Source organism: Kribbella sp. NBC_01510 (assembly GCF_045040325.1).
Taxonomy (GTDB): domain Bacteria; phylum Actinomycetota; class Actinomycetes; order Propionibacteriales; family Kribbellaceae; genus Kribbella.
On the sequence record NZ_CP109418.1, the window covers coordinates 704,133 to 722,766 of the forward strand.

Annotated in this window: 19 protein-coding genes and 1 tRNA gene; 13 read left to right on the plus strand and 7 right to left on the minus strand. The window is 67.6% G+C overall.

The window, feature by feature from the left end:
- Positions 1-73 precede the first annotated feature (73 nt).
- From OG558_RS03510 to mscL, 4 genes are all read left to right on the plus strand, one after another.
- Positions 74-538 (plus strand): DUF1203 domain-containing protein, encoded by a 465-nt coding sequence (locus OG558_RS03510; RefSeq protein WP_405068913.1) that lies wholly within the window; start codon positions 74-76, stop codon positions 536-538.
- Positions 539-636: 98 nt separating this feature from the next.
- Positions 637-1,005, plus strand: coding sequence for an FmdB family zinc ribbon protein (locus OG558_RS03515; RefSeq protein ID WP_405068914.1), 369 nt, complete (start codon positions 637-639; stop codon positions 1,003-1,005).
- Between the two features lie 66 nt (positions 1,006-1,071).
- Complete coding sequence (locus OG558_RS03520; RefSeq protein WP_405068915.1) at positions 1,072-1,689, plus strand: hypothetical protein; 618 nt, start codon at positions 1,072-1,074, stop codon at positions 1,687-1,689.
- A 105-nt stretch (positions 1,690-1,794) separates the two neighbouring features.
- Complete coding sequence (mscL, locus tag OG558_RS03525) at positions 1,795-2,184, plus strand: large conductance mechanosensitive channel protein MscL (RefSeq protein ID WP_405068916.1); 390 nt, start codon at positions 1,795-1,797, stop codon at positions 2,182-2,184.
- A gap of 47 nt (positions 2,185-2,231) precedes the next feature.
- Here the strand turns inward: mscL and OG558_RS03530 are convergent, their stop codons facing one another.
- The 4 genes from OG558_RS03530 to OG558_RS03545 are packed head-to-tail and all read right to left on the minus strand — an operon-like array spanning position 2,232 to position 4,419.
- Positions 2,232-2,750, minus strand: a complete 519-nt coding sequence (locus OG558_RS03530) for a GNAT family N-acetyltransferase (RefSeq protein WP_405068917.1) — start codon at positions 2,748-2,750, stop codon at positions 2,232-2,234.
- 12 nt (positions 2,751-2,762) lie between these two features.
- The gene (locus OG558_RS03535) at positions 2,763-3,611 is read right to left on the minus strand and encodes a hypothetical protein (RefSeq protein WP_405068918.1); all 849 of its coding nucleotides are present in this window, start codon (positions 3,609-3,611) and stop codon (positions 2,763-2,765) included.
- Complete coding sequence (locus tag OG558_RS03540) at positions 3,608-3,745, minus strand: hypothetical protein (RefSeq protein ID WP_328526555.1); 138 nt, start codon at positions 3,743-3,745, stop codon at positions 3,608-3,610. The genes OG558_RS03535 and OG558_RS03540 overlap by 4 nt, the downstream gene beginning before the upstream one ends.
- Positions 3,742-4,419, minus strand: coding sequence for a hypothetical protein (locus tag OG558_RS03545; protein ID WP_405068919.1), 678 nt, complete (start codon positions 4,417-4,419; stop codon positions 3,742-3,744). Before OG558_RS03545 ends, OG558_RS03540 begins: the two co-directional genes overlap by 4 nt.
- 421 nt (positions 4,420-4,840) lie before the next feature.
- Between OG558_RS03545 and OG558_RS03550 the strand changes: the two genes are divergently transcribed.
- Positions 4,841-5,446, plus strand: coding sequence for a hypothetical protein (locus tag OG558_RS03550; protein ID WP_405068920.1), 606 nt, complete (start codon positions 4,841-4,843; stop codon positions 5,444-5,446).
- 242 nt (positions 5,447-5,688) lie between these two features.
- Here the strand turns inward: OG558_RS03550 and OG558_RS03555 are convergent, their stop codons facing one another.
- Together OG558_RS03555 and OG558_RS03560 are read right to left on the minus strand one after the other, a co-directional pair.
- On the minus strand, positions 5,689-6,348 hold the full coding sequence (locus tag OG558_RS03555; RefSeq protein ID WP_405068921.1) for a response regulator: 660 nt from the start codon (positions 6,346-6,348) through the stop codon (positions 5,689-5,691).
- Positions 6,345-8,348: a histidine kinase gene (locus OG558_RS03560; RefSeq protein WP_405068922.1), complete on the minus strand. Its 2,004-nt coding sequence runs from the start codon at positions 8,346-8,348 to the stop codon at positions 6,345-6,347. Before OG558_RS03560 ends, OG558_RS03555 begins: the two co-directional genes overlap by 4 nt.
- Positions 8,349-8,565: 217 nt before the next feature.
- Between OG558_RS03560 and OG558_RS03565 the strand changes: the two genes are divergently transcribed.
- The 6 genes from OG558_RS03565 to OG558_RS03590 all read left to right on the plus strand — a co-directional run bounded on the left by OG558_RS03565 (position 8,566) and on the right by OG558_RS03590 (position 13,289).
- Positions 8,566-9,222, plus strand: a complete 657-nt coding sequence (locus tag OG558_RS03565) for a hypothetical protein (protein ID WP_405068923.1) — start codon at positions 8,566-8,568, stop codon at positions 9,220-9,222.
- Between the two features lie 55 nt (positions 9,223-9,277).
- Positions 9,278-10,576: an alpha/beta fold hydrolase gene (locus tag OG558_RS03570; RefSeq protein ID WP_405068924.1), complete on the plus strand. Its 1,299-nt coding sequence runs from the start codon at positions 9,278-9,280 to the stop codon at positions 10,574-10,576.
- Between the two features lie 104 nt (positions 10,577-10,680).
- The gene (locus OG558_RS03575) at positions 10,681-11,175 is read left to right on the plus strand and encodes a SigE family RNA polymerase sigma factor (RefSeq protein ID WP_405068925.1); all 495 of its coding nucleotides are present in this window, start codon (positions 10,681-10,683) and stop codon (positions 11,173-11,175) included.
- The gene (locus OG558_RS03580) at positions 11,172-11,777 is read left to right on the plus strand and encodes an META domain-containing protein (protein WP_405068926.1); all 606 of its coding nucleotides are present in this window, start codon (positions 11,172-11,174) and stop codon (positions 11,775-11,777) included. Before OG558_RS03575 ends, OG558_RS03580 begins: the two co-directional genes overlap by 4 nt.
- Positions 11,778-11,869: 92 nt before the next feature.
- Complete coding sequence (locus tag OG558_RS03585; protein ID WP_405068927.1) at positions 11,870-13,183, plus strand: hypothetical protein; 1,314 nt, start codon at positions 11,870-11,872, stop codon at positions 13,181-13,183.
- Between the two features lie 33 nt (positions 13,184-13,216).
- Positions 13,217-13,289: transfer RNA gene (locus OG558_RS03590), tRNA-Arg, on the plus strand.
- Positions 13,290-14,086: 797 nt separating this feature from the next.
- Here OG558_RS03590 and OG558_RS03595 read toward each other — a convergent pair.
- Complete coding sequence (locus tag OG558_RS03595; protein ID WP_405068928.1) at positions 14,087-14,578, minus strand: Hsp20/alpha crystallin family protein; 492 nt, start codon at positions 14,576-14,578, stop codon at positions 14,087-14,089.
- Positions 14,579-15,217: 639 nt separating this feature from the next.
- Here OG558_RS03595 and OG558_RS03600 point away from each other — a divergent pair.
- Entirely contained in the window at positions 15,218-15,562 is a 345-nt protein-coding gene (locus tag OG558_RS03600) for a TraR/DksA family transcriptional regulator (protein ID WP_405068929.1), read from the plus strand.
- Between the two features lie 1,196 nt (positions 15,563-16,758).
- Positions 16,759-17,820: a hypothetical protein gene (locus OG558_RS03605; RefSeq protein WP_405068931.1), complete on the plus strand. Its 1,062-nt coding sequence runs from the start codon at positions 16,759-16,761 to the stop codon at positions 17,818-17,820.
- The last annotated feature ends 814 nt before the right edge of the window (positions 17,821-18,634 follow it).

Below are 18,634 nucleotides of genomic sequence, written 5' to 3' on the forward strand. Positions count from 1 at the left end.
AACCGTAGAGAATCCCCCGGCGCGCCCCAAATGGGGTCCCTCACAACTTTGCGTTGCTCTGCGTTCTGTGGACATGAACCCAGAGTTGGTGTACATCCCCGTCCCGTTCTCCGAGCTGGACCGGATCCGGTGCAACGGTCATGACGACTTCGGGAACGCCGTCGTTTCCCGGACCGCGGGCGGCGGCGAGCCGCTGCGCTGCTGCCTCACGCTGGCGCGGGCCGGCGACCAGATCGCCCTGGTGTCGCACCGGCCGATGACGGCCGGCGGTCCGTACGCCGAGGTCGGGCCGGTGTTCGTGCACACGACCGACTGTCCGGTGCCGGCGGCGGAAGTCTTCCCGCTGGACTTCCGGGACCGGCGGGCGGTGCTACGCCCGTACGACGTCTCGGGCCAGATGCTGGACGGAGTCGTCGCTGAGCCTGGGACGAGCGAAACGGAGCTCAAACGACTGTTCGAGGACGCGACCGTGGACTCGGTCCAGGTGCGGAACGTGATCGCCGGCTGCTGGAACTTCACAGTGCGGCGTCAGGGCTGAACAGTCCGTTCCGCGGGCTTGAGTTGGAATACTTCGGGCCGCTGGCGCATTATTAGCAGTCGAGTAGTAGGAGTGCCAGCGGCCTGAAGGGACCAATCGTGCCGACGTACCAGTACCAGTGCACCGACTGCGGCGAGGCCCTCGAGGTGCGCCAGAGCTTCACAGACGATGCGCTGACCGTGTGCCCGAACTGCCAGGGCACGCTGCGCAAGGTCTTCAACGCCGTGGGCGTCGTGTTCAAGGGCTCCGGCTTCTACCGCAACGACAGCCGCTCGTCCGGTAAGGGCTCGGTCCCGGCGAAGTCCGAGTCGACCGCCTCGTCCTCGTCGTCGGGCTCGTCGTCATCGTCGGACTCCTCCTCGTCTTCCTCGAAGTCTTCGTCGAACGGTTCGTCGTCGAATGGTTCGTCGAGCGGCTCGTCGTCCAGCGGGTCCTCGTCTTCGGGCACCAATACGAGCGCGGCCTGACCTTCTCCTCCGCCGCCTGTGGATAACTGAGGGGCGGGTGCCGGCGAAACTCGTACTTTCTCTGGCATGAGAACCCCTTCCTTCCTTCGTGATCTGCTCCGGGCCGCCCGGTGGCATCGCCGGCTGCTGGCCGGCGTCGCCGCCGCGGCCGCCGTGTACTTCGGCCTCGTCGCTCTGTCCCCGCCACCTCCACCGACCGTCGCCGTGCTGGCCGCTGCGCGCGACCTGGCGGGCGGAGCTGTGCCCGCGGGCGCCGATCTCCGGACCGTCGACCTCCCTCCGGGCTCGGTGCCCGACGGCGTCCTCAGACCCGGCGCCGATCTGACCGCCCGCGTGCTGAGCGGCCCGGTCCGATCCGGCGAGCCACTCACCGACGCCCGCTTCCTGGCTCCTGCCGCAGTGCAGGCCGGATCGCTCGCCTATCCGTTCCGCATCGACGACGCCGACATCAGCGAACTCCTCCGCGTCGGCGACCACGTCAACCTGTACGCCGCGACCGGCACAGCGGCCGACGCCGCAAGCCTTCTCGCCCGAGCGGTCCGCGTCATCGCCCTGCCAACCCCACGTACGACGAGCTCCGGCGCACTGATCGTGGTCGCGACGACGCCCGAGATCGCGACGCGGCTGGCCCAGGCCACGACGAACTCCAGAATCACCGTGGCACTGACGCCGGATACGAGTTGATTACCCAGCGACACGATGCGTCGCTGTCCGGCGCGGTCCCTCGCCCTCGCAGGTCTGCGGTCCTACCTTGTCTCGGGTACACCACCGCTTCGTGGAGGCACCCATATGCTCAAGGGCTTCAAGGAATTCATCATGCGCGGGAACGTCGTCGACCTCGCGGTCGCCGTCGTCATCGGCGCCGCGTTCGGTAAGATCGTCAGCGCGCTCGTGGATGGGTTGATCAACCCGCTGATCGCCGCCATCTTCGGCAAGACCGACATCAGCCACGTCTGGTTCTTCAAGATCAACGGTGCGGAGTTCCACCTCGGCTGGATCCTGCAGGCGGCGTTGAACTTCCTGTTCGTCGCCGCGGCCATCTACTTCCTCATCGTGCTGCCGCTCAACAAGCTCGCCGAACGCCGCGCCCGCGGCGAGGAGCCCGAGCCTGAGTCACTGACCACCGACCAGCAACTCCTGACCGAGATCCGCGACGCCCTCCGCACGCGTCAGAGCTGACTCGGAGTGGGTAGGCACACAACCTCAGCCCCTGAGCTCGCCGGCGCCTACCTGCTCCCGTGGGGTAGCTGCTCCGAGAGCCAGGTGGGCTCGCCGGCATAGCGCATCCAGCGGTAGGCGATGGGCTGGCCTTGGTTCCATTCGTCCATCAAGGCGGCCGGGACGTCGACGAAGCCGGTGCGGTGGTACGTGCGGATCGCGACCTCGTTCTCCGGCCGGACCCGGAGGAAGACCTCCGAGTACCCGGCGGATGCCGCCGGCGGGAGCAAGGCGCGCACCAACTCCAGGCCGATCCCGCGACCGCGGACCTTGGGATCCACGATGATCCGCGCCAGCTCGACCTCGTCCTCCTCGTCGTCCAGCCACACCTCGCCGTACCCGACCGGCCGGTCACCGTCGAACAGCAGATAGGAGTGGATATCCGGGTCGACCTTCCGCCAGCTCGCCTTCAGTTCCTCCGGGAACGGGTACTCGACCTGCCCGGACAGCAACGCCACTTCCTTCGCGTCCACGGCCCACCCCGCGACCAGAACGGCGTACTCGTCGGAAAACCCCCGAAGCTCCACGGCCCTCTCCCCCTAGTTCACGAACTCGACGATCGTTCGCACCAGCTGATCCAAGTAGGGCGGGAAGGCGGGCGTCGGCGGTTCCGGACACCCGGCCAGCTCACGACTCCCCCGGATCGATCGCAACAGCGCGTCGACCGTCTTCCGCTGGTGAGCCGGATTCTCCGGCACCGAAGGCACCACCGCCACCGAAATACGCCCACGCGCCGCCCCGGTGCCGGCCTCGCCGGCGCCAACCGGCCCGACCACATCTGCGCCAACTGACTCGGCCCTACCAGCGCCAGCCGGCCCGGTCGCATCAGGTCGAACCGGTTCGGCCGCGTCAGCGCCAAGCAGATCGATCGCATCGGCGCCAACCGGATCGGCCGCGTCAGCGCCAACCGGATTGGCCGCGTCGGCGCCAACCGGATCGATGGCGTCGGTGGCCAGTCGGGCGAGGTTCGCTTCGGTGACGCCGCGGAGGGTCTCGCCGGTGAGTAGGGCGTCCGCGGCGTCCGGCGGGCAACCTCGCTCGATCAGGCCGGTCCGGGTCCGCGCGTCGAGGGCGGGATCGCCGGCGGTGGCCGGCCAGGCAAGGAGGAGGTGATCGACCAGGTGCGGAAAGTTCAAGGCCAGCAGGACGGCTACGGTGCACCCGTTGGATGCCCCAACGATCGTGAGCGGTTCATGGTGGTTCGCCAGGAGTTCACCCAGCGCTGCACGTTCGATGTCCCAGCCGCTCGGCCGCCGCGGGCGGTCGGGGGCGAGCACCGTCAGCCCGGCGGATGTGAGTCCCCCGGTGATGCCCGTCGTACCCCAGAAGGCTTCTGCGTCCATGGCGTCCCAGAGGCCGCCGTGGACGAGCACCACGGACTTACTCATCCGTGGTGGGGCGGAACCTCGTTCAGGATGCGTTCGTCGTCATCGCCGGAGTCGTCGTCGCCCCAGGTCCGCGGGTCGTCGTCCCGGGTCTGCTCGGGGAGCAGCGGCTCGTCGTCTTCGTACGGGCTCGTCATGGTTCCAGATTACCGAGTCGCCGGGGCTCGCCGGGACCGATTTCGCCCTGGACCACACCCGGCGGCAACTGCCGGCCGGTGGCGGCCTCGATCAGCGGCGCGATCCCCGGTTCGCCTTGCCAGCGATCGCTTCCGAGCACACACCAGGAGGTCAGTACTGACAGTGTCGGCGTCGCCAGTCCGGCCAGCCGCAGCGGCTCCGCGTTCTGGAAGCCGAAAGTGATCATCCAGTTGGCCGGATCCGGATAGAACTCCTGCACGGCGCTGTAGTAGAAGCTCATCCAGCCGCTCCGGGGCAGGTGGCACAGCAACCGGTAGTTGGTCGCGATCGTCGGGACTTCCTGCAGGTCGCGCCACATCAGCTGCATGTCCCGCTTCGCCGCCGCCTTCCGGCTCGCGTTCACGGCGGCGTTCGCAGCCATCAGGCCCAGCACCAGTCCCGGCTTGCCGACGAACAGGCCGCCGCTGTGCGTGTAGCGACCGCTGCCGCCGTACAGGCGCGCGTACTGCAGGGGCGTGTTCACGTACGCGACCTCGCCCGGCTCGAGGACGAGGCCGTACATGGTCAGCACCTGCGGGGAGTTGCCCGCCATCAGCCAGCGGGCCCAGTCGATCCCCAGCTGCCACTCGGCGCGCTCCCGCTCCGCGGCAGCCTTCTTGTCGTTGCGACCCACGGCACAGCATCGTAATCGGCGACCCCGGTCGAGAGCCCGCGGACCAGCGGGTCGCCCCGAACAACCGCACCACCGGGCCGATCGGACAACCGCACAGCACGCGCACCCCGGCCGATCCCGACAACCGCACAGCACGCGGAGTACCCGGCTGATCCGGACCGAACAGCATGCGGACCAGCCGACCGATCCCGACAACCGCACAGCACGCGCACCACCCGGCCGATCCGGACGACCGAAGTGTTCGGACTAGCGGGTGGACAAAGACCGGCGAACAGCGCGTGGACGTTACAGGTCGGCCTCGGTTGCCCTACGATCCGCGCAGGCGTGACCGGATAGACGCGCCGCCGTGATGTTCTGGCGCGCGGGACGTGACTCCGGTCGACCATCATGGGTGACCTTGCCAACCTGGAAGGACCGAGTCGTGAGTGCATTACGGACACGGGGCCTGATCGGTGCGACGCTCGTCGTGGCTGTGCTCGGAGCTACCGCCGCCTGCGGTAACGAGAACACCACGTCCCCGCCCGCCGCCCAGCCCACTGATACGCCGACCACCCCCGGCACACCTACCCCGTCGCCCACCCCCAGCGGCACCCCGAGCATGGACTGTCCCGACACCATCGCGGCGGTCCGCGCCTCTACCGACAAGGTGGTCTGGGGCAAGGGCGCGGCGACCTCGTTGTTCCAGCCGGTCAGCGTGACCATCTGCCAGTTCGACGCGGAGGCGTCCGGGCAGGACTACGCGACCGCGACGACCAAACGCAACGGCAAGCAGGCGACCGACCTGCTCGCTCTGGTGAACGCATCGAAGCCCGTTGCCAAGAAGCCGGCCATCTGCACCAAGGAGCTCGGCCCGACGTACGTGCTGCGGTTCACCGACAACGATCGTGGCGTGCTGTCGTACACAGCGGAGGCCTTCGGCTGCCGCCGCCTGGTGGCGACCTCCCTGGAAGGCCAGGGCAAGCCGGGCACGCTGCCGGCCCCACGCCAGGTGACCCCCGAGCTGATCAAGTCGCTCGGCCTGCGCTGACCCTGCGCCGGACGCGCCCCCCGAAGCCGTCCGGACCAGGGTCAACCCGCGCCTGCCTTGCGAGTCCCTTCCAAGGTCGACCCGCAAGGCAGGCAGCGGCTGGATCGGTCGTCAGGCGCAACTGCGTCACTGGCGTCTTCGGCCGGCATGGCGCGTGGAACGGTGCGGCCGCGGCCCGGACGGCGAGCATGGATCGGTGGGCTGGATTCCTCCTTTGCACAGGCATTCGCTGTGCACCTCCCCTATGTCCTCCCCAGACCGGCTTCGCGAGCTTTGACGATCGCCTGGGCGCGGTCGGCGACCTGCAGCTTGGTGAAGATGCTCGAGACGTGGTTCCGGACCGTCTTGTCCGCCACGACGAGCACCTGTGCGATCTCACGGTTCGAGCGCCCGGCCGCGATCAACGTGAGAACCTCCTCCTCCCGCTCGGTGAGCGCCGAGAAGGTTTGACCACGGCGACCGGAGCGCCGGTCGGTTCCCACGAGGTCGAGAATGTGATCCGCAACAGTAGGCCCGAAGACCGCCTCCCCTGCGGCGACGGCTCGGATGGCAGCGAGGATCCGGTCGCCGGTGGCCCCTTTGACGAGATACCCGCGGGCTCCGGCCGCCATCGCGGCGAGCACGGACTCATCATCCTCCAGCATCGTCAACACCAGTACGGCGACCTGTGGCGCCTCGACCGCGAGTCGCCGAGTGGCATCGATTCCGCTGACGCCTGGCATGTGGACGTCGAGCAGCGCCACGTCCGGCATGCGCTCCACCGCAAGAGCAACGGCCTCGCCACCATCTGCCGCGACCCCCACCAGGTCGACATCGTCGGCGTCGGTGACGACGGCCGCCAGCCCCTGGCGGTAGACCGGATGATCATCCGCGAGAACAACCCTGATCGCACCGCCGGTCATCGTGCTGTCACGGGCAGCATGGCAACGACCTCGGTCCCTTGATCCTGGCGGAACCGCACGGTGCAGGCGCCCCCGAGTTCTTCGGCGCGGGCTCGCATCGAAGCCAGGCCCGCGCCACGTACCGGGCCGACCGGAACAGCACCGGTCCCGTCGTCGCGGATCGTGACGTGCAGACCGCTGTCCATCGTCAGGCGGACGTCGCAAGCCGCAGCATGGCTGTGCCGTACGACGTTCGTCAGCGCCTCGAGCGTGATCCGGTAGGCCGCTGCCTCGACCGCGGTAGGCAACTCCGGCAACGGTTCCGCGACGACGCTGACGACGAGGTCGCCTCGGGTCCTCGAGCTGATCAGCCCGGCGTGATGAACCAGAGCCGGCACCAGGCCGATCACGTCGAGCATCGTCGGGTGCAGATCCGCGACGATCCGCCGGATCTCGGTCACCGCCGCGGTGGTCTCGGCGCCGAGCGACTCGAGCAGCGCGCTGATCTCGGGATCGGCCCGGCGAGTCCGCTGCGCGGCCGACTCCAGGCCGAGGGAGATGCCGGCCAGCGTCGGCCCCAGACCGTCGTGCAGGTCCTGCCGGATCCGCCGCCGTTCTTCTTCGCGGGAGGTGACCAGGGCCTCGCGCGACTGCCGCAGTTCCCTGGTGACCTTGACATCGTGGGCCGCAACACCGATCTGTGCAGCGAAGGTCTCCAAGAGCCGGGTGTCCGCCGCACTCAACCCCACCTCGCCGCGGCGGACACCGACAACCAGAGTGCCGACCTGCTGGCCGGCGTGCTTCAGGTCGAACTCCACGGTCCGCGCCGGCGGTTCGCCCGACGTACATGCAGGTTCTGCATCGTTCTCCAACCGCACCGCGGCGTACGGCAATCGCAACGTCTGGCGGACGGTCTCTGCAACCACGGGCAGGACAGCGTCCGAGTCCAGAGCTGCACCCAATCGGTCCCCAAGGGTGGTCAGTGCGGACAGTGGGTCGCGGCGGTCGCCGTACAACAGCCGATCCACTGCTCGTTGGACGCGCTGCCGGATGGCGGCCAGCAGCAACACCGCAGCGCCCGCCGCGGCTGCCGGGAACAGACCGGCGTCGAGTTGGGCCCCTACCGCGACTGCCGCGACGCTGTAGACCGCCAGTGCGGCGGCAGTCAGGACCAGATAGGCGAGGGTGCGGGACAGCGCGATCTCGATGTCGAATGCTCCATACCTGACGATGCCGACGCCAAGTGCGGCGATCGCGAGCACGGTGACCCCGAGCTCGACGGTCTCCGGCAGGTCGATCGGCAGCAGCATGGGGATCGCCAGCAGCAGGACGCTGGCGACGAACCATGCGTACTGCTGCCGCTCGGGCCCGTTGACCCGGCGCATCCGGATCGCGATACCGACAGTTGCCGACAAAGCCACTGCGAAGACCACCCCGATGCAGACCACCGCCAGGGCCATCTGCGGACCGTCCGGAAACGGCAGATCGAACGGAGTACCGACCACCGACACACCCACCGTGTCGTCGACGAGCACGTGCGTCGTACCGGCGGCAAGCGTTGCGATGACGATGGCGGCACCTGTCGCCCGTGCCGGCCAGCGCCAACCGGGCGACGAGAGGCGGCCGCTCGGGAACAGCAAGGTCAGCGACCCGAGGATCACCAAGAGCCCGGTCATCCAGAGCACACTGGCGCAGAGGGCCGCCAGGCTGATCAACGGCAGGGAACCGGGTCGAGTGTGCAGCGCGTAGTACACATAGGGATCCGCGGCACCCGAGATCGCGACCAGCAAGGCCCCAGCCGCGAGCAACGGTCCGAGGCGGTTCCCCGGCTGTCTCGACAACACCAGCACAGCGACCACGCCGAACGCCAGCGCGGAGATCCAACCGCTGGCCCCGTTGCTGTCGACGAACGCGGAAAGACTGGTTCCGTTCGCGACGGTCAGCGCGACTGTGGTCGCGGACAGCCCGGCGATGGCTGCGAGGACGAGCAGCGGCGCCGGTCTGAGCCTCGCTGATCTCATGGCGCCCTCCGGTGGCAACCCTGCGACGCGCCGGGGTCCCAGCCACAGTCTGCGCGCAAGTGTGCCGCTATGCACGGGACCGGAGTCCTGTCCTCGGCCCGGGACAACTGGCGCGCCGCAGCCGGGACAAGTCGGGGCGCCGGCCCGATGTGTCCGGGACAGCGGCGCGCGCACGGTCAGGGAAACCAACGTTCCGCCAACCCGAAAGGACCCTGCCATGACCATCATCGACGCCACCCAGGACAGCCTGGTACGACCGTCACGCCGAATCCGGACCTGGGCTGCGGTCCTGTTGCCGATCGGACCTCTGCTCACCGTCGCCGAAGCAGCGATCCCGCACGGGGGGACAGATGCCACCGGCCGGGGGTGGTCCATCCTCGCCGGCCTGGTCAGTACGCCGTTCCTGTTCGCCACTGTCGCGATTGCCGCCGCGGTGTCGTGGCGGTCCTCCCGACGGATGGCCGGCATCGCGTTCGTTGCGCTCACCGTCCAGCTGTTCGGTCTGGCCGCGCTGCACGGGATCGAGGCATTCCAGCTCGCCGCGACCAACGACGGCATCAGCCAGGCAGACCTCGACCACGCGATGGACGGCCTGCTGTCGATCCCTCCAGGTCCGGTGTTCCTGGTGATGTTCATGGGCGGTCTACTCGTCGGCTCTATCGCCCTGAGCTGGGCCGAGTTCCGGACCCGCTCGATCACGCCGGCCGTTCCCATCCTGATGGTGGTCACCTCCGTGCTGGACATGACGATTCCGGACGAAGCCCCCGCGGTGGTGAAGACCTGCGGCCTGGGGCTGTTCGCGGCTTGGAGCATCGTGCTTGCGGTATCCGTCCATCGCGGTGGCGGGTTCGCCAAAGGGCTGCCGACCGCTTGACACTCGACGACACCGGCTGTTGCCCTGAACACCACAAGTCGTTTCGGGAGGGTGCATGCGGCGGGTACCACTGCTGTTCGTGCTGCTCCTCATCTGCACCGCCTGCTCTCCTCCCGATCATGACGCCTGCATAGAGGGCTTCACCTGTACGACATTGCGCGTGCCGCTCGACCGTGAGCAGCCGAGCGGCCCGTCGCTGGACCTCGGAGTGATCGCAACCGACAACGTGGACGCGCCGCGTGGTGTGCTGCTGCTCCTCGCGGGTGGTCCTGGTCAGCCTGGTGTCTCGCTGCTGCCTCGCCTGCGCAACAACCTCCATCCGGACGTGTTACGCGAGTACAGGGTGGTGATGTTCGACCAGCGCGGCACCGGGCCGAAGGGGATCAATTGCCCTTCTTTACAAGAGACTGTGGGTGGTTCGGACTTTCTGACGCCGCCGACGGAGGCAGTGGACGACTGCGCCCAAAGGATCGGCGCTGGGGTCGGGTACTACGGCACGCCGGACACGGTCGACGACATCGAGCAACTGCGTCAGGACCTCAAGGTCGATCGGCTGACACTGGACGGGACGTCGTACGGGAGCTTCACGGCCGCGCAGTACGGGCTGAAGTATCCGGATCGGGTGCAGGCGCTGGTGCTGGACTCGGTCGTGCCGCACAAGGGCTTCAACCCGATGGGCGTCGATCTGATGGCCGCGACCGGCGGAGTGCTCACGGCTGCGTGTCGCCAAGACCCTGCGTGTACGACGGATCCCGTTGCCGACTTGGCGTGGTTGGTGCAGCACGGCGTCAGTGGCACGGATCTGATGGAGAGCCTGTCGGTCGCCAGCCTCAACTCGGTCAACCCATCACTGAAAGGGATCCCGGCGATCCTCCATGCCGCCCGCAATGGCGACGACACGGGTCTGAAGGAGCTCCTGAGGCAGACAACCAGCATGGGGCTCAGCTACGACACCTTGTCGGCCGGACTGCACATGGCCACGCTCTGCTCGGACCTTCGCTTCCCTTGGTCCGGCACAGCCAACCGCAGTGCCGCGCTGGATGCCGCCGTACGACGGCTGGACCCGAAGCGGCTGTATCCGTACGACGTGCGGACCGCGCGCGACCAGCTGATGATCCAGGGCTGTCTGAGGTGGCCGGCCGCGCGAGTGTCGACGTACCCGGCCAGTCAGGAGTTGTTGCCGCGCACACTGATCCTGCACGGGAGCAACGACCTGTTCTGTCCGCTCGAATGGTCTCAGTGGGAGCAGGGACATGCACGGTCCGCCAAGTTGGTCGTCATACCGGGAAGCGGTCACAGTGTGCAGCGGGATCCGCGCGGTCAGCAGGCGGTCCGCGCGTTCTTGCTGGTCTAGTCCGCCTGGGTGAGATCCAACTGTGCGTGAACGGTTGCAGCACCTGGGTGACTCGATGCGTCTAATAGGTGTGAGGTGTTGTACGCCCAGCCGGGGAGTGGCGAGTGGAGTTCGAGGAGTATGTATCCGCCCGGGGACAGGAACTGGTGCGGCTCGGTTTCACCGTCTCCGGGGACTACCAACGAGCGGAGGACCTGGCCCAGATCGCGTTGATGCAGGCGTTCCGGTCCTGGCGGAAGGTGCGGAAGGCGGACGATCCGCACCACTACGTCCGGCGGATCCTGATCAACGCCTACTTGTCGATGACGCGGCGGCGCTCGTTCAGCGAGGCTCCGACGGCCGAGCTCGATCCACAACGGACAGTGCCCGACCACGCCACCAGCATCGTGAACTCCGACGACCTCTGGCGAGCCCTCGCCGCGTTGTCGGCCCGGGAGAGGGTCGTGCTGGTCCTGCGCTACTACCAGGACCTGGACGACCGCACGATCGCCGACATGCTCGGCATCAAACCATCGTCCGTCCGTGCGACCGCGAGCAGAGCACTCGCGAATCTTCGGACGACCAGGCAGTCCCAGCGCATTGATGAGAGGTTGTCGTGAGCAACACCGATCTCGAGGATGACCTGCGGGGAACCTTCGATCGCGCCGCGGCCTCGGTGCCGCCGGCCACCGACCTGACCGGGCGGGTGACCACGGGCGCGCGGCGGGCTCAGCGCCGTACCTGGATCATCTCTGGAGCGGCCGCCGTCGCGGTCGCCGCCGTTGCCGTCGTGAGCTTCGGCCTGGCCGGTTCGAACAACAAGCCCATCCAGCCGCCCGTAGCGGTTGGACAGACGCCGGCGGCCACCACGGCGGCGCCGGAGCCGCCCACGGCGCAGAGTGTGTCCGGGACGTGGCGGCCGGTGCAGATCGCCGAGCTCAAGTCGCTCAAGGCGACCCGGCCGGACGATCCGGTGCTGGTGTTCCGCCCCGACGGCACGTGGGGCGGCTCGGACGGCTGCAACGCGCTGCAGGGGACGTACTCCATCGGTCAGCGTGGCGAGTTCACCGCGACGGTCGGCCCGCAGCGCCTGATCGGCTGCGACAACGTGCCGCACACCGCCGTACTGCACGCCGCCAAGCGGATCGCGGCCGACGCCGACAGCCTTCAGTTCTTCGGCGCCGACGGGCGTGAACTTGCGAGATACGCTCGCGCAGGGTAGTCGAATTTGTTCGCGGACGGTGATCGGCTATTGACTGAGCGGAGCCCCTGACCGGACGATGTATGCGGCCGTCCACCGATTTGGGGAGCTACGTGCGACTCTCAGCCACCGTCCCGCTGCTCACACTTGGCTCAGTCTCACTCTTCGCAGTCGGCCTCTCGTCGGCCGGTGCGGTTGGCCCTTCGGCCGACGCGGTTGGTTCTTCGGCTGGCGCGGCGGCGTGCTCGCATGCCCAGCCGAGTGCGAGCTCGGTCGAGTCCAAGCGACTGACGCAGCCCACATCCGCAAAGGATCCGCGGCCGCTCGGCGAGACACTCGGCGACGGGATCACCGCCGCCGTCCGCTCGCTCGAGCCCCTGGACGCGACCGGCCGGCCGAAGTCCGGACTGCCCTACGGTTTGAGCCAGGGCGTCATCGGCGTGGTCGGCTCCGCTTCGACCGGCTACAAGGTCGTGGTGGATGGCGCCAAGCTGGACACGAAGAAGTACCAGACCGCGATGGCCCGCAACGTCCCCGCGGCCGGCAAGCAGCTGGTCGGCATCGAGCGCAGCTGCCGTTCGGCCCAGTCGATCGCCGACGCCTGGAACTCGGTCGGCGCCCGCTCCTGGTCGGCCGACGCCGCCCGTACGACGTTCGCCGCGGATCTCGACCCGGTCAGCGAGAACATCGTGGTCGAGTACGACCGCGCGAGCACCTCCCCCGCGTCACTCGACGGCTTGCGCGGACTGTCCGGCGTACAACTCGTCGCCAGCTCGCTCGCACGGACGTCCCGGCTGAGCGACACACCGAACGGCGGGCACTGGGGTGGCGCCCGGATCACGTCGGCCCTGAAGAGCTGCACGGCCGGCTTCTCCGTCGTACGGCGTTCCACCGGCCAGCGCGGCTCCGTCACCGCCGGCCACTGCGGCGGCCCCGGGACGGTGTGGAAGTCCGGCACCAACTACTACGGCACCACCACGATCCGGACGAACTATCCCGACTACGACCAGTCCCTGGTGACCGGCAGCAGCTACGGCCCGAAGATCTGGACCGACGGCCCCGGCGACACGCCCAACACCCGCACCGTCACCGGCGGCGCAGACCCCGGCGTCGGCACGGTCGTCTGCCAGTCCGGCAGCTTCAGTACGTCGCTGTGCGGCATCACGGTCCGTTCGACGTCGGCGAAGTACTGCGACACCGAGGGCTGCACGACGTACGTCATCCGCGCCACCCGCGGCGGCCAGATCGCGATCATCGGCGGCGACTCCGGCGGCCCCGTCTACACCCGCCCCGGCTCCTCCACCGCCACCATCCGCGGCATCACCTTCGCCGGCGCCGGCTGCGCCTCCTCCCGCTGCACCACCCTCTACGCCGAGCGCTACGCCTCCATCGCCGGCCACCTGGGCGTCTACGCCCTCACCGGCTGACACCCCACCCTCCGCTAAGCTGTCCCCGCGTGCGCCCCCGTAGCTCAGGGGATAGAGCGTCGGTTTCCTAAACCGTGCGTCGCAGGTTCGAATCCTGCCGGGGGCACCCATCGTTCGGCCGGACACCTTCTCGTCCGGCGATGGTCGAGGCGTCAGCCCACGCTCGATCCAATCTCCACGACGCCGGGCAATAGGTCTTCCGGGCCCCTGACCACAGTGTGCGCTTGCCGGATCTCGGCTACCGCGCCTTTACTCTCGGCGGCAGAGCGAACGTTCTTCCGCAGCCTCAGACCACGCAAGAAACGGCCCCTCAGTGGCGAACGATGCGCACGTACTGCCCGCACACGTCCACTGAAGGGCCGCTCCTGCAAGCCTACTCCGCAGTCGCCGGATCCACGACCGTACCTAGACACGAACGGGTGCTTGCGCCGGTCAGCGCTGGCGTAGCCCCGTCGAGGAGAAGGTCTGTGACTTCGGGTCCGCCTTCCGCGACGACCGAACCCTCCCCTAAGCCGATGTCTTCGGCATCCAGCGCAAGCCCGTGCCCGTTGGAGTCGGTCGGTGCTTGCTCATACCCCGGCTGTGCTGCCTTGGTTCACGTGGTGGGGAGGGAAGCGTAGCCGCGGAATTGTCCTGTGCCCCGGCGGTGCCCCCGAGCCGCTCAGTGTTCCAGTCAGGTATGCGATGGAGTATGGGCCTGATGACGGTTCTGGCTTCCATGCGGGCAAGGGCGGCATCGAGGCAGAAGTGCACCCCACGGCCGAAGGCGACATGGTGGTCCGTCCCAGCGACGAAGAGGCCCCTGTGAGCGATCGGTACGACGGTCCGCAAACGGTTCGGGCCGGACCTCGATCGGACCCGGACGGGTGATCGTGCGGATGACGTCGAGGGGGCGCCGCGCCTTCAGCCAGCGTCGCCCGTGCTACCGGCGGACGCGTCACCCTGTTCGACGGTGCTCGAGATGGTGCGGCTACCGCCGGTCGCATGGGTGATCTCGACCCGGCGCGGCTGACTCCGCGGCGACGCCGGGATGGTCACGTGTAGGACACCGTCGGCGTAGTCGGCGGTGAGGTTCTGCGAGTCCACGCCCTCGCCGAGGGAGAGTCGCCGGGCGAACGACCCCTGGGATCGCTCGGCGACAATGACCTGCTGGCTCTCACGGTAGGGCGGGGTGCGCTCGGCCTGGATCGTTAAGGCGCCGGAGTCGACGGTCACCTCGATGCTGACAGGGTCGACGCCGGGCAGGTCGGCCTCGATGTGGTAGCTGCCGTCCTCGCCGCGGTAGACGTCCAGCGGCATCGCGAGAGGCGCGCGCGTCCCGCTCGCGGCCATCGACATGAGCCGGTCGAGCTCCCGGGCAGGGTCATGGAAGGGCTCAAACCTGAACACTGACATCGCTGGCCCCTCCTCGTGAGGTGTCGGCTCGGGGACCACATACCGCCTCGGGCGACGCTGTCTCTCTCGGGACATGATAGTCCTCCTGGGACTCCGCATTCATGTCTCTCGGCCTCGGCTATCAGGAACGGCGAGGCTCTGTGCAGCACCTCGACAACCCAAGAGCAGGCGGAGTTGCCCTCAAGCACCACCTCCGGCGCCGGTCGGCATCTCCTTGGGCAGAACCGACGTGTCGTTAGAGGACCGGACCGCCTCCAGTTGCTCGCCGTCCCTACACACGCCTGCGCTTCTACCGGATCTCGGCTGATCCGGATTAGCGCAGGACTAGCCGCGGTCAGACGCCGAGTACGTCGGCTCGTGGCAGTTGGGATCGCGTAATCAGAGGAAGCGTCCCCGTTTCGTTGGCCCGGCAGGACGGCGCCCCAGAGCCGCCCGCAGCCGGGCCTTTGCGCGCCTTGAACCATAAGAGCCATATCTGGCGGGCGTCCTCGACGCCATCTGTCCTCCGTCGGATGATGATGCGCGACACTCGCCCGCCAGGTGATCTGCGACAGCCGAAAGGCGGACGGCGGCCTGTGCGGACAGCCTAGAAGGGCCGGCCGGCCGCCTCATGGCAGCAAACGGTGTCAGCATTGACGAATGGACAGGGCTCGCGAGCTGCTCGAGACGGAACGAAAGCAAGCGCTCCGGCGCCTATCGGGCCTGACCGGCGACTTCGACGAGGTGGTGGCGGCCTCCCACGACGCCAACGCTGACGACGAGCACGATCCTGAGGGTGCGACCATCGCGTTCGAGAGGTCGCAGGTCGCAGCGCTCGTGCTGCAGACCCAGAATCACTTGGCAGAGGTCGCGGCGGCAATCGAGCGGCTGGCGGCCGGCACATACGGAATCTGTGAGCGGTGCGGACAGCCGATCGCGCAAGCCAGGCTTGAGGCGAGACTGTCGGCACGCACATGCATCGGTTGCGCCCTTGCTCCACACTGAGCGGCCAGCGCCTCCCACGGGACAGGCCCCGCCGAAGCCAGCCGAGCAGCGTAACCACCTTGGCGCCCTCATGGCCTGCGGACTGAGTTGTCAGGCATCACCTGGCACACGACATCCTCGACGCCATCTCTCGGGCGACTTGAGGGCGTCTGACGCGCAGGCCTCCCCAGGTCTGCGCGTCGGAGTCCATAGAGCAGCTGTGGAACATTTTGTGGAACGGACTGGCGAGTAACAGAGTTGCTGGAGTCGACACGAGCCGGACGCAGCGTGGTCCATGAGGCTCAAATCGGTCCCTGTCGATGCCGTCCGGCGGCCTTCTAAACCGGCACTCAGAGCGTGAAACCTGCGTCCGCAACGCGGGTCAGAGTCGACCGCCGATAGCCACCTGAGTCACCTCATGCCCCCACCCGCGGCCTGCAGGACAGCTCAGATCCGCTCTACGCATTGTAGATGCCAGCCGTCGAGCAACCCCAGGCCTTTCCGACCCTGTGGTGACAGCGCGCGTAGTGCGGTATGAAGTCCCAGGTGGCGTGTGCCGCGTCCTGGATCAGGTGCCGTACCCGGAAGAATCGCCGCCAGCAAGGCGGTAGCACATCAGCATTGGCGGAAACCGTGCGTCGAGCTGTACAACATTCCACCCGACGCGCCTTTGATTGGGCACATGAGTGGCCGTACGAGCCCCGAACGCAACAGCCTGAACCTGAACATGTGGGCCGGACCACTACCGCTTTGCCATCTCGCTCCTCCAAGGCTGTGCGCACCACCGGACGCGGCCATGTTGCAGGTGGCAACTATCCGACAGTCAGCTCGCCGGTACCCGGACGCCGCAATCGTCGGACTCGAGCCAGGACCACGGGATTATCAGAGCCCCTGCCACCGTCTACTCGGACAAACCTGAGCCGCTTTCGGCCGTAGGAGTTCAGACCACGATCCACTTTGGCACGCCTGATTGCCCCCAACCGACACCATTTCATGTCACAACTCATGCCGCAGCCGCTGTGCCGGTCAGGTTTGTCATCGGTCGCGCATCATATTTCTGGGTTGGTGCGTCAATCTGAAGCCGGATACCGGAGTCGAATCGCCGAAAGCGCATTAGCCTGGGAGCAGGTGCCGCAGCGCGCCGGGCGAGCTCTGGATCGAACCACCGGATGTGTGCGGTCGGCTCATTGGGGCGGGAGACATACGAGGGGGCGGCGATGTCTGAGCAGGACCAGGACCATGCGCGCGAGCTGGAGGATCTGGCCGCGGAGCTATTGCAAACACAACGCGGTGTCCGAGATCGCTTGGCTGAGTCCAACAGCGATCTACTGCTGCAGGCTGTCGCAGGTGAGCTGGGGGAAGTGCTTATCCGGCTGTCGCGCGACGAGCGGCTGCGCCAGCTCACCAGCGGTGCAGCAAGATCATGGCGGGACCGTTCGCTGCGCAGCCAGCTCGGCCAGCTGCTGTTGATCGATTGGCCAGGCTTGCTGAGCCAGTCGGCCTATCAGGAGCCGCCGCCGGCCCAAGACCTTGCCGACGACTTCCTACGCGCTACCGTCCGCTTCGTGGGTAAACCCTCCGCGGACTCCTACGAGCCGCTGCGGTCCTACTTGTTCGACCTGGGGACCCGGCTTCTCGATGATGCCGACGAACCGCCTCCCACAGCCCGCCGGCGAAGCCGACTTGCCCGAGGTATCGGACGCGGACTATGGGTCATCGGCCGAGTCGGCCTGGCCGCTGCTGTGGGCGGGCTCGTCGGTGCAGTATTTCCTCCAGCCGGTCCCTGGGCCGGCGCCGCGATGTACGCCGCCATGGGCGACGCGGTCAAAGAAATGGCCAAGGCGCTGGTAGAGGAAGTCATCCCAAAGCCGGGTGACACTGCTTCGACCACCCGCGAGGATTTGGAGTTCGACGAACGCGCAACCAATCTGAACGATCTGCTCAGGGCTGACGACCTTGGCCGGCTCCGGGTGCACTGGGAAACGGCACGTGCCACAGGTGCGTCGGGAGACGATCTACGCGTGCTGGCGCAACACACGTTGGCCTGGTGCTCGGCCGCACAAGCCGCGACGCTTGCAATGCGCTCGCTCGGCGCCGCACTGTGGAATGGCCCCGGCGACCTAACGCTTGACAGCCTGGCGCGGCAACTGGCGAGGACGCGTTCGTCCGTCCGTGACGGCCAGATCGACCAAGCCATCGAAGACATCGAGGCGATTCCGGCAGTCAGCTTCGACACTTTACATCTACTGGAGAGTCAGCGATACCGAAACCATCCCTAGGCACATTCGTGCAACCCCAGACGGCGGTTGCACCGCCCGCTGCCTCGCCTGCCCGGTCTGGCATCAATACCGCTCAGTTCTACGGCGCCCTGGTCGACTCCTCGTCGGCGGTCAATGATCTCGTACCCGTTCGGCAGCCTGAGCACGCCGAGCCCGTTTGAGCGACCGCAGCGGTGAGCGAACCTCCGTCGCTGTAGACGCCTGCGCGTGACACGACTCGTGACATGAGATCGCGTCAAACAGAGTGGATTCAGTCAGCTAGAGGTGCCGAATCCCGAACCCACGCAGGCTGAAGTTGGTCAGTGTGGCAAGTGGCGTGACTCTCATGATCTTGGCCGCCGGCTCGAGTCCTGCCACCTACGGTCTAGCCGCCTCGAGGCCGACGCGCGGCCTCTGTCATCCCTGCCTTGCAAGGGCATATTGAGCGTACAAGCCCGGCTGATCGCCGATCGGCTCCGGGTACAGATCGTATCGTCGTGCCCGCTGTTGACCGCGACAGACCACAGTCGAGCGCCTGAGCTGGCAAGATCGTTGCCCAGCTCAACGGCGTTGAGTTCACCGAGGAGCTGACGGCAGCATGAGGGCGCTGATCGCATTCGGGCCGTGGGTCCTCGTTGCGCTGCTCGCTCCGCTCACTAGCCTGCATGGCATCGAGCGGGGCAGCAGGCTGCGGGTCTAGCTGATCGGCCGGGTCTTCTGGACCGTCTCCCTCGGTCTGTTCCTCGGCGCCATCGCCGCAACCGTCAAGTTCTGAACGACGAAGCCCCCAGCCGTGGTTGAACTGCGGCTGGGGGCTGCGTTGTGTTTCGAGGAG